Raw genomic sequence first — 14,928 nt, forward strand, 5'->3', positions numbered from 1 at the left:
GCTCAGCGGCCGTCGGTGAAGGTCTCCCCCTTCTCGGCCTTCTCGACGAGCAGCGCGGGCGGGGTGAAGCGGTCGCCGTAGCGCTCGGCGAGTTCACGCGCGCGTGCCACGAAGCCGGGCAGGCCTCCCTCGTAGCCGTTGACGTACTGGAGCACGCCGCCGGTCCAGCCCGGGAAGCCGATGCCGAACAGGGAGCCGATGTTGGCGTCGGCGACGGAGGTCAGCACGCCCTCCTCGAGCAGCCGGACGGTGTCGAGGGCCTCGGAGAAGAGCATGCGCTCCTGCATGTCCCGGAAGGGGATCTCCGCGCCCTCGCGGGTGAAGTGCTCGCGCAGTCCCGGCCACAGGCGCGCCCGCCTGCCGTCCTCGCCGTACTCGTAGAAGCCGGCGCCGCCGCTGCGGCCGGTGCGGCCGAATTCGTCGACCATGCGGTCGATGACGGCCTCGGCGGGGTGCGCGGTCCAGACGCCGCCGGCCTCCTCGACGGCCCGCCGGGTCTCGTTGCGGATCTTGCGCGGCAGGGTGAGGGTCAGGTCGTCCATGAGGGACAGCACCTTGGCCGGGTAGCCCGCCTGGGCCGCCGCCTGCTCGACGGAGGCGGGCTCGATGCCCTCGCCGACCATGGCGACGCCCTCGTTGATGAAGTGGCCGATCACCCGGGAGGTGAAGAAGCCGCGCGAGTCGTTGACGACGATCGGCGTCTTCTTGATCTGCCGGACCAGGTCGAAGGCGCGCGCGAGCGCCTCGTCGCCGGTCCGCTCGCCCTTGATGATCTCGACGAGCGGCATCTTGTCGACGGGCGAGAAGAAGTGCAGCCCGATGAAGTCGCCCTGGCGCTCGACGCCTTCGGCGAGGGCGGTGATGGGCAGGGTGGAGGTGTTGGAGCACAGCAGGGCGTCGGGGTCGACGAGGTGCTGGATCTCCTGGAACACCTTGTGCTTGAGGCAGGTGTCCTCGAACACGGCTTCGATGACGGCGTCGCAGCCGGCCACGTCCTGCGGGTCGGCGGTGGGCTTGATGCGGGCGAGCAGCGCGTCCGCCTTCTCCTGGCTGGTGCGGCCCCGGGAGACGGCCTTGGCGCACAGCTTCTCGGAGTAGCCCTTGCCCTTGACGGCCGCTTCCAGGGAGACGTCCTTGAGGACGACGTCGATGCCCGCGCGGGCGCACGAGTAGGCGATGCCGGCGCCCATCATCCCGGCGCCGAGGACGGCGACCTTGCGGACCTGGCGCTGTTCGACGCCGCGGGGCCGGTTGGCGCCGGAGTTGACGGCCTGGAGGTCGAAGAAGAACGCCTGGATCATGTTCTTGGAGATCTGCCCGGCGGCCAGTTCCACGAAGTAGCGGGCCTCGATGACCTGCGCGGTCTCGAAGTCGACCTGGGCGCCCTCGACGGCGGCGGCGAGGATGTTGCGCGGGGCGGGGTAGGGCGCGCCCTTGGTCTCCTTGCGCAGGGTGGCGGGGAAGGCGGGCAGGTTCGCCGCGAACTTGGGGTTGGCGGGGGTGCCGCCGGGGATGCGGTAGCCGGGCCGGTCCCAGGGCTGCCGAGACTCGGGGTTCGCATCGATGAAGGCGCGGGCCTTGGCGAGCATCTCCTCGGGCGTGGCGGCGACCTCGTGGACCAGGCCGCTGTCGAGGGCGCGCCGCGGGCTGTACTGGGTGCCCTGGAGGAGGACCTTGAGGAGGGCGTCGGCGATGCCGAGCAGGCGCACGGTGCGGACGACGCCGCCGCCTCCGGGGAGCAGTCCGAGGGTGACCTCGGGGCAGCCGATCTTGGAGCCGGGGGCGTCGAGGGCGACGCGGTGGTGGCAGGCGAGGGCGAGTTCGTAACCGCCGCCGAGGGCCGCGCCGTTGAGGGCGGCGACGACGGGCTTGCCGAGGGTCTCGATGCGGCGCAGGTTGCGCTTGATCTCCATGCCGCCGTCGAGGAGCTGCTGTGCGGTGCCGGGGGTGACGCGGATCAGGTCGCGCAGGTCGCCGCCGGCGAAGAAGGTCTTCTTGGCGGAGGTGATGATCACGCCCCGGATGCTGCCCTTCTCGGCCTCCAGGCGGTCGGTGATCACCGCGAGGGAGTCGCGGAACGCCTGGTTCATGGTGTTCGCGGACTGGTCGGGGTCGTCGAGGACGAGGGTGACGAGGCCGGTGCGGTCCTGTTCCCAGCGGATGGCAGTGCTCTGTGTCATGACAGGGTCTCCGTTGAAGTCTTGTGGTTCCGCCGGGTGTTCAGACGCGTTCGACGATCGTCGCGACGCCCATGCCGCCGCCGACGCACAGCGTGGCGAGGCCGTAGCGCTTGTCCTGGCGCTCCAGTTCGTCGACGAGCGAGCCGAGGATCATCGCGCCGGTCGCGCCGAGGGGGTGGCCGAGGGCGATCGCGCCGCCGTTGACGTTGACCTTGTCCAGGGACAGGCCCATGTCCTTGACGAAGCGCAGGACGACGGCGGCGAAGGCCTCGTTGATCTCGACGAGGTCGATGTCGTCGACGGTGAGGCCGGCCTTGGCGAGGGCCTTGCGGGTGGCGGGGGCGGGGCCGGTGAGCATGATGGTGGGCTCGGAGCCGGAGACGGCGGCGGAGACGATCCGCGCGCGCGGGGTGAGCCCGTATCGTTCGCCGACCTCGCGGGAGCCGATCGCGACGAGGGAGGCGCCGTCGACGATGCCGGAGGAGTTGCCCGCGTGGTGGACGTGGTCGATCCGCTCCACCCAGTGGTACTTCTGGAGCGCCACGGCGTCGAAGCCGCCCAGTTCGCCGATGTCGGCGAAGGAGGGCTTCAGGCCGGCGAGGGAGTCGGCGGTGGTGCCGGGGCGCAGGTGCTCGTCGTGGTCGAGGACGACGAGGCCGTTGCGGTCCCTGACCGGGACGACCGAGCGGTCGAAGCGGCCGTCCTTCCAGGCGGCGGCGGCCCGTTCCTGGGAGAGGGCCGCGTACTCGTCGACGTCGCGCCGGGTGAAGCCCTCGATCGTGGCGATGAGGTCGGCGCCGATGCCCTGCGGCACGAAGTTCACGGCGAGGTTGGTCATCGGGTCGTTGAACCAGGCGCCGCCGTCGGAGGCCATGGGCACGCGGGACATCGACTCCACGCCGCCCGCGAGGACGAGGTCCTCCCAGCCGGAGCGGACCTTGGCGGCGGCCAGGTTGACGGCTTCGAGGCCGGAGGCGCAGAAGCGGTTCTCCTGCACGCCGGCGACCGTGTCGGGCAGTCCGGCGGCGATCGCGGCGATGCGCGCGATGTCGGAGCCCTGGTCGCCGACGGGGCCGACGACGCCGAGCACGATGTCGTCGACGGCGGCCGGGTCGAGGCCGGGGAAGCGGTCGCGCAGCTCGTGGATGAGGCCGACGACGAGGTCGATGGGCTTGGTTCCGTGCAGGGCGCCGGTCGCCTTGCCGCGCCCGCGCGGGGTGCGGATCGCGTCGTACACGTACGCTTCGGTGCTCACTGGCAGGCCTTTCGGGGTGGGTGGTCCATGCGGGCTCAGTCGCCCTGGCCGGGGAGGTCGGTGACGAGCCGGGGCAGGTCCCAGTCGTGTGCCACGCCGGCCGTGTCGGCGCCGGGCAGCGCGGGGCCGCCGCGCACGGCGGTGGGGGTCAGGGAGAAGCGCGGCGCGGGGGCGGGCTGGGTGATGCCGGCGTGGTCGGTGAAGGTGCCGCGGGCGGCGAGGTGCGGGTGGTGCGGGGCCTCGCGCAGCGACAGCACGGGCGCCACGCACGCGTCCGTGCCCTCGAAGAGGGCCGTCCACTCGTCGCGGGTGCGGGACTTGAAGCGGGCGGCGACCGCCTCGCGCAGGTCGCCCCAGCGGGTCCAGTCCTTGCGGGCGTCGGTGAAGTCGTCGAGTTCCAGCAGGCGTACGAACGTGTCGTAGAACTGCGGTTCCAGCGCGCCGACGGCCATGTACCCGCCGTCGGCGGTCTCGTAGGCGCCGTAGTAGGGGCAGCCGCCGTCGAGGAGGTTGGCGGCGCGGCGGTCCTGCCAGCCGCCGGCGGCGAGCATGCCGTGGAGCATGGCGGAGAGGTGGGCCGTGCCGTCGACGATGGCGGCGTCGACGACCTGGCCTTCGCCGGTCGCGCGCGCGTGGTGGAGTGCGGCGAGGACGCCGACGACGAGGTAGAGGGAGCCGCCGGCGTAGTCCCCGAGGAGGTTGGCGGGCGCGGGCGGGGGCGTGTCCGGGGCGCCGATCATGCCGAGGGCGCCGGTGACGGCGATGTAGGCGATGTCGTGGCCCGCGCGGGCGGCGAGGGGGCCGTCCTGACCCCAGCCGGTCATGCGGCCGTAGACCAGTCGGGGGTTGCGGGCGTGGCAGGCCTCGGGGCCGACGCCGAGGCGTTCGGCGACGCCGGGGCGGTTGCCCTCCAGGAGGACGTCGGCGCGGGCGGCGAGGTCGAGCACGCGCGCGGGGCCGTCCGGGGACTTGAGGTCGACGATCACCGAGCGCTTGTTGCGGTTGGTGACGTCGTGGGCGGGGTCGATGGCGAGGGAGGAGCCGCCGGGGCGGTCCACGCGGACGACGTCGGCGCCGAGGTCGGCGAGGAGCATGGCCGCGAAGGGGCCGGGTCCGATGCCGGCGAGTTCGACCACGCGCACACCGGTGAGCGGGCCGCGCCCTGTCGTGGCCGCCGCGTCCGCCGAGTCTGCCGTCGTCATCCAGCCCCCTTGCTGTGACACAACCGATGTAACACCAGTGATGCTAGGAACGTGTTCCAGTGGGCACAAGAGGTGAGCGAGCAAGCGCTTAGCCAGTTTAGGGCGCGATGCCGCATTTCTCCTGACGACTCAGCCTCCTGGCGACTCAGCCTCCTGGCGACTCAGCCGCCGTCCAGCTCCGCCAGCAGGCGTTTGGGGGCGATCGTCCGGTAGCTCTCCTCCACCCAGTCGCAGAGCAGCTCCGCCGCGGGGGCGCCCTGGCCCTCCAGGGGGACGCTCACCCAGCCGGATCTGCCGAGTCCGTATCCGGCGGGCTCCGCGCCCGGGGAGGCCAGCGCGTGCGCGTGGGCGGTGTCGTCCCTCAGCTTGACGGTCACGCGCAGCGGGTGGCTGCCGTCGTCCACGCCGAGGAAGACGAAGACCTTCTTGTTGACCTTGGCGACGCTCTCGCCCCAGGGGAACTCCTCGGCCGCGCCCGGCAGACCGAGCGCGAACTCGCGTACCTTCTCCCACTTTTTCAGGGCGTTCCTGGGCACGGCCACCTGCTGCCTCCGGGCTCGTCGTCGTGGCTCAGCACCCCTCACGCTAGCCTCAGCCACCGACAGCGGCGCGGGCTGCACGACGAAGGGGTGTCATGAGCAGGCTGAAGAGGACCGACCGTCCGTACGACATCGTGCTCTTCGGGGCCACCGGCTTCGTCGGGACGCTCACCGCGGAGTACTTCGCCGCCCACGCGCCGAAGGATCTGCGCTGGGCGATCTCCGGGCGGGACGAGGTCAAGCTGCGGCGGCTGCGCGACCGGCTGCCGGAGGGCGCGGAGCCGGGGGTGCTGCGGGCCGACGTGTCCGACACGGCCTCCCTGCGCGCGCTCGCCGAGCAGGCGCGCGTGGTGGCGACGACGGTCGGCCCCTATGTGACCCACGGCGAGGACCTGGTGGCCGCCTGCGCGGACGCCGGCGCCGACTATCTCGACCTCACCGGCGAGCCGGAGTTCGTCGACCTGACGTACGTCCGGCACGACGCACGCGCGCGGGAGACCGGTGCGCGTCTGGTGCACGCGTGCGGCTTCGACTCGGTCCCGCACGATCTGGGCGCGTACTTCACGGTCCGGCAGCTGCCGGAGGGCGTGCCGCTGGCCGTGGACGGCTTCGTGACCGCCGACGCGGCCTTCTCCGGCGGGACGTTCGCCTCCGCGCTGGGGCAGTTCTCGCGCGGGCGGCGGATGGTGGCCGCGGCGCGGGAACGGCACCGGCACGAGCCGCGGCTGATGGGCCGGCGGGCCACCGCGCCGCTGGGGTCGCCCCGGTACGCCCCGGAGGTCGGCGCGTGGGCGCTGCCGCTGCCCACCATCGACCCGCAGATCGTGCGCCGCTCCGCGAAGGCGCTGGAGCGCTACGGCCCCGACTTCCGCTACCGGCACTACGCGGCCGTGCGGCGGCTGCCGGTCGCCGTGGGCGGGGTCGCGGGCGTCGGCGCGCTGTTCGCCGCCGCCCAACTGCCGCCCGCCCGGCGCTGGCTGTCGGACCGTCTGAAGCCCGGCGACGGGCCGAGCGCCGAGCGTCGCGCGCGGAGCTGGTTCTCGGTGCGGTTCGTGGGCGAGGGCGGCGGCCGGCGGGTCTACACCGAGGTGTCGGGCGGCGACCCCGGCTACGACGAGACGGCGAAGATGTTCGCCGAGTCGGCGCTGTCCCTGGCCTACGACGATCTCCCGGAGACGTCCGGCCAGGTCACGACGGCGGCGGCGATGGGCGACGCCCTGATCGAACGCCTGAACGTGAAGGGGATCCGCTTCCGGGTGGCGGCCAGCCGCTGAGGAGGCCTCCGATCGGCCCGGGGCGGCCCTCACGGGCCGTTCCGGGGCGGTTCAGGCCTGCCACCGGGCCAGCGTGTAGATCATCCCCGCGATCCAGCCCAGGCCCGACAGGACGGCGAGGACCAGGGCCGCGGTCACGGCACGCTCCACGGGCCGGGCGGGGTCGGTGAGGGGCTCGGTGGCCCGGTGCGTCGTCATGAGCTCAGCCTGCCCGGAGACGGCCGGACCTCACATCGGTACGGGTACTCAGTCGACGTACTCAGACCGGCCGTCGCTTCCTGGAGGGAGACCGGTCGTCGCTTCCCGAAGGGCCGCGCGGCACAGCGCGTCCGCTCTGCGGGTCGACTCCGGGAGGCGGAAGCGCGGGGTGAGCGCGAGGGTGTGGGCGCAGGCGTCGTCCAGGGTCGTCCGGTGGCCGACGGAGACGAAGACCGGCTTGACCCCCGCGCGCGTGCGCAGCGCGCGGCCCACCTCGTCGGCGCCGTCGAGCAGCGGTGACGCGGATCCGCGCGGGGCGCCGGGGTCGTCGTACGTGAAGGCGAAGGGGTTCTTGGCGACGCCGATCGTGGGCAGCCCGGTGAGGACCCCGAGGTGGCTGGCGAGGCCGAAGCGGCGGGGGTGGGCGAGGCCGTAGCCGTCGCACACCACCAGGCCCGGGGAGCAGGGCAGCGCGTCGAGCGCGGCGAGCACCGTGGGGATCTCGCGGAAGGCGAGCAGACCGGGCACGTACGGGAAGGAGATCCGTCCGACGGCGGTCGCCTCGGCGACGACGTCGAGGCTCGCCGCGTCCAGCACGACGGCCGCCGCGGCGACGACGTCCCGCTCGTCGTCGTAGGCGACGTCGACGCCCGTCACCCGCCCGGCCCCGGGCGGGGGCCCCGGCTCGTCGAGCACCACCTCGGCCCGCAGCGCGTCCTGGACGGCGCGGGCCTCTTCCTCGGTCGCGGGCCAGCCCGCGGGAACGCGTACGGTCGTCATGGTGGTGACGAGCCTACGGCTCCCGCGGCGGACCGGCGGGGCGGCCCCGGTGTCAGCCCTTGTCGTCCAGGGCGCGTTGCAGCTGACCCTTGTTCATGTCCGAACGGCCATGGATGTTGCGGCGCTTGGCCTCCTCGTACAGCTGGTCGTACGTGGGCCCTTGGGAGCCCTTGCCGGACCGCTGCCCGCCGCGCTTGCCGGACGACATGTCCTCCAGGGAGGTGCGGCTCGCGGTCTTGGACTCGCCGGCCCGAGCGCGCTCCTTGTTGACCGTCCTGGCGGCGATCTCCTCCGCCCGGTCGGTGCTCTCACCCCGGTCCTGCGCGCTCTCCTTGATGTGCTCGTACTGGCGCTCCCGCTTGGGGCTGGAACCGCGTGGCATGGGCGCTCACTCCTTTCGCGTTCGCAGCGACCGGGTACCCCGCAATCGGCTCAGCTCTCCAGCCGCGCCACCCTCCCTTGTTCGCCGGACGCCCAGCAGCCCCGGTCGGGGGCGCAGTCGACGGTGTCGTACGAGCCGGTGTCGACCGTGCGCCAGGTGCGGCCGGCGTCCGTGGTCAGGTCGGTGCCGGTGGGGCCGACGGCGAGGGCGGCGGCGCGGCTGTGCGGCAGCCAGGCGACACCGGAGCGGTAGGCGGGCGGCGGCGCGGCGGCGGGCCGCCAGGTCCGGCCGGCGTCGGCGGTCGTGGCGGCCGACCGCGGGGAGGCCTGGTCGGGGCGGTAGTCGCCGCCGACGGCGAGGCCGTGCGCGCGGTCGCGGAAGGCCAGGGCGAAGACCCCGCGCGCGGGGTCGCCCGCCGGGATCGGGGCGTCGGCGACCGTCCAGGTCCGTCCCCGGTCGGAGGAGTGCATCACCCGCGCGCGTGCGGCCCCGCCGGTGGCGAGCCAGACGTCGCGGGAGCCGGCGGAGACCAGGCACTGGCCGCCGGCGGCGAAGCCGGCCTCGCCCTCCAGGGCGGGCGGCATGCCCCGGTCGGGCAGCACCGTCCAGGAGCGGCCCCCGTCGCTCGTGGACAGGATGCGGAACTTCCCGTCGACGGGGTCGCTCATGGCGAGGCCGTGGCGGCGGTCGAAGAAGGTCATGCAGTCGTAGAAGGCCCGTGCGTCGGTGTTGCGGAAGGACTCCGTCCAGGTGGCTCCGCCGTCGTCGGTGCGGTAGACGCGCGAGGCCTCGCCCTCGCCGATGGCGAGCACCACGGCGCGGCGCGCGTCGAAGGCCTCGATGTCGCGGAACTGGAGTTCGGCCGCGCCGGGCGGCGAGACGTCCCGCCAGGTCCTCCCGCCGTCGGCCGTGCGCAGGACGGTGCCCTGACTGCCGGACACCCAGGCGGTCTTCCGGTCGACGGCGGACAGCCCGCGGAAGCGGACGGCGGGCTTGCCGGTGTCCTTGAGGGCCCACGCGGGCGCGTGGCCGTTCACCGTCACGGGAGCGCCGCTCCCGTTCGCGGCGGTCGCCAGGTCCGTCGCCCGGGCGGGGGCGGCGAGCGCCGCCAGGACGGCCGCGCAGGCCGCTCCCGCGACCGCCGCCCGCCCGATGCGCGGGGTTTCCCGCCCGATGCGCGAGGTTTTCGGAGCCGTCTTCGCCGGCGGAACCGTTCGTACCGTGCGTCGCGTCTTCCCCAGGGGTCTCATGGCGCGCGAAGCTAGCCCACGGCCCGGACGCCGTCCAGAGGACCCCCGTCGCCCCAATCGCCTTACGGGGCACAGGAAGAGAGGTGAGTCACTCGTGTGCATGAAAGTCGGTGACCGAGGTCACTCGCACTGCGTGTGCACGTACTGGCCGCTTCCGTCGTCTCTTCCAGTGTCCGGCTGCACTCACCCCCGGTAGTTCGTCCCGCTGTCACAAGGGAGCAAGGCGTTGTCCATCGTCATCGATCAGCCCGTTGAGGCCCGCCTGGTCGCCGCCGCGCCTCGGATGTCGAACATCCCCGCCACGCTGCACTACGACCGTCGTGATCCCTTCGCCGTCCGCATGACCTTCCCGGCCCCGGCCACCCTGGAGGGCGTCGAAGTCTGCTGGACCTTCGCCCGCGACCTGCTCACCGCGGGGCTGCACGAGGCGGAGGGCCATGGCGACGTCCGGGTCCGCCCCTACGGGTACGACCGGACGGTGCTGGAGTTCCACGCGCCCGAGGGCACCGCCATCGTGCACGTGCACTCGTCGGAGATCCGGCGGTTCCTCCAGGCGACGAGCGAGCTGGTGCCCGCGGGCCGGGAACACCTCCAGCTCGACCTCGACCACGAGCTGGCGGAGCTGATGCGGGAGGCGTGACCCCCGCGGGGACGCCCGGACCCCCCGCGGGCACGCCCGGACCGTAATTCCGTTGACCGGCCCTCCCGGCCCCTTCTACGGTGGGAACGCTTCTGTTGCCGCCGAGGGGAGAAGGACGTTGCTCGTCTGAGGTCCGAGACACCGCGCCACGCCTGTCAGGCGTGCGTGCAGCGTGCGACCTCGGCGTTCGAGCCGTCCTCGCGGAGCAGGGCTCTCCCACGGATTTCCCCCTGACCGCATCCACCGCTCCCGCCCCCGCCCCGCGCGGTGGTCGCCGTCTCCCGGTGTCTCGATACGCGTTGCCCTGACCGCACACGCGACCGCGAGGCCCACTTGTCATCATCCATCACCTGTTCGTCCCTGTCCTTCGCCTGGCCCGACGGCACCTCCGTCTTCGAAGGGCTCGACGTCGTCTTCGGCCCCGGCCGGACCGGACTCGTCGGCCTCAACGGCTCCGGCAAGTCAACCCTGTTGAAACTTCTCGCCGGCCGACTCGCCCCCGCCGACGGCTCGGTGCGCGTCGCGGGCGAGGTGGGCCACCTCCCGCAGAACGTCACCCTCGACACCACCCTCAGGGTCGACGAGGCGCTCGGCATCGCCGCCAGGCGGGCCGCGCTGCACGCCATCGAGGCCGGTGACGTCTCCGAAGAGCACTTCGAGACCGTCGGCGACGACTGGGACGTCGAGGAGCGCGCCCTCGTCACCCTCGGCGAACTCGGGCTCGGCCACATCGGGTTGGACCGCACCGTCGGCGAGGTGTCCGGCGGCGAGTCGGTCCTGCTGCGCCTGGCCGCGCTGCTGCTGCGCCGCCCGGACGTCCTGCTGCTCGACGAGCCCACCAACAACCTCGACCTGTACGCCCGGCGGCGGCTGTACGCGGCGGTCGCGTCCTGGCCGGACGTCATGATCGTCGTCAGCCACGACCGCGAACTCCTCGACCTCGTCGACCAGATCGCCGATCTGCGCGCCGGGGCGGTCACCTGGTACGGCGGCAACTTCTCCGCGTACGAGGAGGCCCTCGCCGTCGAACAGGACGCCGCCGAGCGCATGGTGCGCGTCGCGGAGGCCGACTTGCGCAAGCAGAAGCGCGAACTGGCCGACGCCCAGGTCAAACTGGCCCGCCGCAAGCGGTACGGGCAGAAGATGCAGGAGCAGAAGCGCGAGCCGAAGATCGTCATGGGGGCGCGCAAGCGGGCGGCGCAGGAGTCCGCTGGCAAGCACCGGATCCTGCACGAGGAGAGGCTCGCCGAGGCCAGGGAGCGGCTCGACGAGGCCGCGGAGGCCGTACGGGACGACGACGAGATCCGCGTCGAGCTGCCCTTCACGGCGGTGCCGCCGGGCCGTGAGGTCCTCACTCTGCGGGACCTCGCTCTCGCGCACGGCGCGCGCGTGACGGGCGGTCTCGATCTGCGCGGGCCCGAGCGGGTCGCGCTGGTCGGGCGCAACGGGGCGGGCAAGACGACGCTGCTGCGCACGGTCGCCGGTGAGCTGGAGCCGGTGGCGGGCGAGGTGCACGCGCACGTGCCGCTGCGTTTCCTGCCCCAGCGGCTGGACGTGCTCGACGACGAGCTGACCGTCGCGGAGAACGTGGCCCGGTTCGCGCCGGACGCCACCGCCAACCGGATCCGCGCGCGGCTGGCGCGCTTCCTGTTCCGCGGCGCGCGCGCCGACCAGAAGGCCGGCACGCTCTCCGGCGGGGAGCGCTTCCGGGCGGCCCTGGCGGCGCTGATGCTGGCCGAGCCCGCGCCGCAGCTGCTGATGCTGGACGAGCCGACCAACAACCTGGACATGGCGAGTGTGCGCCGGCTCACGACGGCCCTGGAGTCCTACGAGGGCGCCCTGATCGTCGCCAGCCACGACCTGCCGTTCCTGGAGTCGCTCGGGATCACCCGCTGGCTGCTGCTGGACGGGGAGTTGCGGGAGTCGACGGCGGAGGAGGTGGCCGGACCGGCGTAGGTCCCCGGGCGGACCGGCCCCGAAACCCGTCCGGCGGGTCCGGGGCCGGTGGGTCTCAGGAGGGGCACAGCCCGCTGACGGGGGTTTTGTCCTCGGCGACCGGGGCTGCATGATGGCGGATCGGCGCCATGGACAGGGGCGCCGGTCGGGGCCTGCCGGTCAGGCCCCGAGCCGCCGCCGATTCGGAGACCTGGACGTGCCCAGCAAGAAGGCCCTCATCCGCCGCCCCAGCCCGCGCCTCGCCGAAGGACTGGTGACGCACGTCGAGCGGGAGACGGTCGACGTGCGGCTCGCCCTGGAGCAGTGGGAGGCGTACGTCGAGGCGCTGCGGTCGCACGGCTGGGAGACCGTCGAGGTCGAGCCGGCCGACGACTGCCCCGACTCGGTGTTCGTCGAGGACACCGTCGTGATGTACCGCAACGTCGCCCTGATCGCGCGGCCCGGCGCCGAGTCCCGGCGCGAGGAGACCGCCGGCGTCGAGGAGGCCGTGGCCCGCATGGGCTGCTCGGTCAACTGGATCTGGGAGCCGGGCACGCTGGACGGCGGCGATGTGCTGAAGGTCGGCGACACGGTGTACGTGGGCCGGGGCGGTCGCACCGACGCGGCCGGCGTCCAGCAGGTGCGGGAGGCCTTCGAACCGCTGGGGGCGCGGGTGGTGGCCGTGCCGGTGAGCAAGGTGCTGCATCTGAAGTCGGCGGTCACCGCGCTGCCGGACGGCACGGTGATCGGGCACATCCCGAAGGTCGACCGCCCGTCGCTGTTCCCGCGCTTCCTGTCGGTGCCCGAGGAGGCCGGCGCCCACGTGGTGCTGCTGGGCGGCCCCAAGCTGCTGATGTCGGCGAGCGCGCCGAAGACGGCGGACCTGCTCGCCGACCTCGGGTACGAACCCGTCGTGGTCGACATCTCCGAGTTCGAGAAGCTGGAGGGCTGTGTGACCTGCCTCTCGGTGCGCCTGCGCGGGCTGTACGCCTGACCCGCGCGCGGAGCAGCCCCGGGACCCCCAGGCCTCGAGGCTGCCCAGCTGATCAGCGCTCTTTACCGCGATCTTAACCTACGGTTTCGTAACCTACGGATTCGTAGCCTACGATCCCGTAAGTTCCGGTACAGCACCGGATGTCTCCGCGCTCTGCATCTCGTCCCCTGGAGTACCCGTGACGATCGCTTCCCCGCACCTCGGCAGCCCCTCCGTCTGGACCGACGCCCGGCTGCTGTACGCCCTGGAGGAAGTGGTCGAGCAGGAGCTCAACCGGCATCTGAAGGTCGCCAAGGACTGGATGCCGCACGAGTACGTGCCCTGGAGCGACGCCCGCAACTTCCCCGGTCTCTTCGAGGACGGCGAGGCCTGGGGCAAGGAGCAGTCGAAGGTCACCGAGATCGGCCGCATCGCCCTGGTCGTGAACCTCCTCACCGAGGACAACCTGCCCAGCTACCACCACGAGATCGCCTCCCTCTTCGGCCGGGACGGCGCCTGGGGCACCTGGGTGCACCGCTGGACCGCGGAGGAGGGCAGGCACGGCATCGTGATGCGCGACTACCTGCTCGCCTCGCGCGCGGTGGACCCGGACAAGCTGGAGCAGTTCCGCATGTCCCACATGAGCGAGGGCTTCGAGTCGGACAACCGGCACTCGATGCTGCACTCGGTCGCCTACGTCTCCTTCCAGGAGCTCGCGACCCGCATCTCCCACCGCAACACCGGCCACCAGTCCGGCGACCCGGTCTGCGACCGCATGCTCGCGCGCATCGCGACCGACGAGAACCTGCACATGGTCTTCTACCGCAACCTGCTGAAGGCGGCCTTCGAGCTCGCGCCCGACCTCACCATGCAGGCCGTGCGGGACGTCGTCGTCAACTTCCGGATGCCCGGCCACGGCATCCCCGGCTTCGAGCGGGCCGCGGCGCAGATGGCGATCGGCGAGGTCTACAACCTGCGCATCCACCACGACGACGTGCTGGAGCCCGTGCTGCGCTTCCTGAGGGTCATGGAGATCGACGGCCTCGGTCCCGAGGGCCTGAAGGCGCAGGAGGAACTCGGCCTGTTCATGGGCGGCCTGGACGCGGAGGCCTCGAAGTTCGACGAGAAGCTCGCGGCGCGCAAGGCGCGGATGGCGGCACGGGCCGCCGGCTGACCCGCTCCGCCGTCCGGCCGACGAGGCCGCCGCCCCGCACGCCCGCTCAACGGCTCGCACAGGGAACCGATTTCCCGGTGCGGGCCGTTCGCGTCCTGCGGCATCATGCCGCCATGCACTACAGCGACACGGACGGTCAGGCGCTCGGCTTCCTGCTCGGTCTGACCGACGAGGAGACCGCCCGGCGGATCCGCGGGCGGGTCGGCCTGTCCGCCGTCGCGCGCGAGAACGCCGCGTCGCGACGCCACCGCCTGAGCCGGCCGTGGGCCTGGCCGCCGCACACCCCCGCCTCCCTCACGCTGTGGGTCCTCCAGGAGGACGACCCTCAGCTGAACGCCGTGGTGTGGCAGTACCTCGGCCTCGACACCGGTCTGCGCCGGGCCCTCGCCCGCGGCATCCCGTTCGGGCCGGGCCGCACGAAGCCCGTCCCGTTGCCCCGTCGGCTGCCGGTCGAGGAACCCGACATCCCCGAGAGCCACGTCCGTCACGGCCTGGTGGGCGCCCTGCGTGAGGCGACCACCATGGCCGCCGGACGCGCGGCGGCGTCCATGGTCCTGACCCCGGCCGACTGGCAGGAGGTCACCGAGGCGGACGCGGAGCGCGCACTGCCCGGCTACGCGCGCTGGGCGCTGTCCGTGCGCCCCGACTGCCCGCCCGCGACCCGCGCCGGTTTCGGCTCACACCCCAAGTTCGCCCACCGGGTCCGCCGGGCGGGGATCCTCGACGGCCCGGCGGAGTACGCCCTCGACCACGGGCCCGCCGTGCGGGTCCTGGAGGTGCTGGCCATGGGCCGGGCGCTGTTCCCGGCGCGGATCGGCGAGGCCGAGGACGCCGTGCGCCCCCTCGTACGCAAGCACCTGGGCGACCGGGAGGAGGCGTGGGCGGTGCTGGCCCAGCTCATCGGCACGTTCCACGGCACCGCCCGGGAACTGGTGGCGACCGCGGGCGCCATCGCCTGAACCACGCCGGTCGGGGGGACGGGGCGGCTGGATTCGAACCAGCGTGCTCTGGCTTTGGAGACCGGTGCGCCTGCCTCTGCGCTACGGCCCCGTCCTTGCCGCCGATGGTAGCCGCAGAGCGTAATGGCTTGGCCCGTTGTCAGTGGGGCCTGGTACCAATGAGGCACTGGGGGGGAAGCACGGCACG

General features: G+C 73.0%; 14 protein-coding genes. 6 read left to right on the forward strand and 8 right to left on the reverse strand.

The window, feature by feature from the left end:
- Positions 1–2 precede the first annotated feature (2 nt).
- The 4 genes from ACFYX4_RS12985 to ACFYX4_RS13000 all read right to left on the reverse strand — a co-directional run bounded on the left by ACFYX4_RS12985 (position 3) and on the right by ACFYX4_RS13000 (position 5,179).
- Positions 3–2,180, reverse strand: coding sequence for a 3-hydroxyacyl-CoA dehydrogenase NAD-binding domain-containing protein (locus tag ACFYX4_RS12985; protein ID WP_389330562.1), 2,178 nt, complete (start codon positions 2,178–2,180; stop codon positions 3–5).
- Between the two features lie 40 nt (positions 2,181–2,220).
- Entirely contained in the window at positions 2,221–3,435 is a 1,215-nt protein-coding gene (locus ACFYX4_RS12990; RefSeq protein ID WP_389330565.1) for an acetyl-CoA C-acetyltransferase, read from the reverse strand.
- Positions 3,436–3,470: 35 nt separating this feature from the next.
- The gene (locus tag ACFYX4_RS12995; protein ID WP_389331701.1) at positions 3,471–4,571 is read right to left on the reverse strand and encodes a CaiB/BaiF CoA transferase family protein; all 1,101 of its coding nucleotides are present in this window, start codon (positions 4,569–4,571) and stop codon (positions 3,471–3,473) included.
- A gap of 227 nt (positions 4,572–4,798) precedes the next feature.
- Positions 4,799–5,179 carry an MmcQ/YjbR family DNA-binding protein gene (locus tag ACFYX4_RS13000; RefSeq protein ID WP_389330568.1) on the reverse strand — a complete coding sequence of 127 codons (381 nt, stop codon included), beginning with the start codon at positions 5,177–5,179 and terminating at the stop codon, positions 4,799–4,801.
- A 92-nt stretch (positions 5,180–5,271) separates the two neighbouring features.
- Between ACFYX4_RS13000 and ACFYX4_RS13005 the strand changes: the two genes are divergently transcribed.
- On the forward strand, positions 5,272–6,450 hold the full coding sequence (locus tag ACFYX4_RS13005) for a saccharopine dehydrogenase family protein (protein ID WP_389330572.1): 1,179 nt from the start codon (positions 5,272–5,274) through the stop codon (positions 6,448–6,450).
- Between the two features lie 51 nt (positions 6,451–6,501).
- Here the strand turns inward: ACFYX4_RS13005 and mmpA are convergent, their stop codons facing one another.
- The 4 genes from mmpA to ACFYX4_RS13025 are packed head-to-tail and all read right to left on the reverse strand — an operon-like array spanning position 6,502 to position 9,060.
- Positions 6,502–6,648: a morphogenic membrane protein MmpA gene (gene mmpA, locus ACFYX4_RS13010; RefSeq protein WP_389330575.1), complete on the reverse strand. Its 147-nt coding sequence runs from the start codon at positions 6,646–6,648 to the stop codon at positions 6,502–6,504.
- Between the two features lie 48 nt (positions 6,649–6,696).
- The gene (locus ACFYX4_RS13015; protein ID WP_389330578.1) at positions 6,697–7,428 is read right to left on the reverse strand and encodes an endonuclease V; all 732 of its coding nucleotides are present in this window, start codon (positions 7,426–7,428) and stop codon (positions 6,697–6,699) included.
- Between the two features lie 52 nt (positions 7,429–7,480).
- Complete coding sequence (locus ACFYX4_RS13020; RefSeq protein ID WP_389330581.1) at positions 7,481–7,810, reverse strand: plasmid stabilization protein; 330 nt, start codon at positions 7,808–7,810, stop codon at positions 7,481–7,483.
- 50 nt (positions 7,811–7,860) lie between these two features.
- A complete protein-coding gene (locus tag ACFYX4_RS13025; protein ID WP_389330584.1) occupies positions 7,861–9,060 on the reverse strand; it encodes a WD40/YVTN/BNR-like repeat-containing protein in 1,200 nt (399 codons plus the stop codon).
- Between the two features lie 226 nt (positions 9,061–9,286).
- Between ACFYX4_RS13025 and ACFYX4_RS13030 the strand changes: the two genes are divergently transcribed.
- The 5 genes from ACFYX4_RS13030 (at position 9,287) to ACFYX4_RS13050 (ending at position 14,741) form a co-directional block, all read left to right on the forward strand.
- Positions 9,287–9,700, forward strand: coding sequence for an SsgA family sporulation/cell division regulator (locus ACFYX4_RS13030; RefSeq protein ID WP_389330587.1), 414 nt, complete (start codon positions 9,287–9,289; stop codon positions 9,698–9,700).
- Positions 9,701–10,033: 333 nt separating this feature from the next.
- Positions 10,034–11,656, forward strand: coding sequence for an ABC-F family ATP-binding cassette domain-containing protein (locus ACFYX4_RS13035; RefSeq protein ID WP_389330590.1), 1,623 nt, complete (start codon positions 10,034–10,036; stop codon positions 11,654–11,656).
- Between the two features lie 196 nt (positions 11,657–11,852).
- Positions 11,853–12,629, forward strand: coding sequence for a dimethylargininase (ddaH, locus tag ACFYX4_RS13040; protein WP_389330593.1), 777 nt, complete (start codon positions 11,853–11,855; stop codon positions 12,627–12,629).
- Between the two features lie 178 nt (positions 12,630–12,807).
- On the forward strand, positions 12,808–13,782 hold the full coding sequence (locus tag ACFYX4_RS13045; protein WP_389330596.1) for an acyl-ACP desaturase: 975 nt from the start codon (positions 12,808–12,810) through the stop codon (positions 13,780–13,782).
- 113 nt (positions 13,783–13,895) lie between these two features.
- Positions 13,896–14,741 (forward strand): hypothetical protein, encoded by an 846-nt coding sequence (locus tag ACFYX4_RS13050; protein ID WP_389330599.1) that lies wholly within the window; start codon positions 13,896–13,898, stop codon positions 14,739–14,741.
- Positions 14,742–14,928 lie beyond the last annotated feature (187 nt).

The organism is Streptomyces sp. NPDC002328, from assembly GCF_042890065.1.
Taxonomy (GTDB): Bacteria; Actinomycetota; Actinomycetes; order Streptomycetales; family Streptomycetaceae; genus Streptomyces.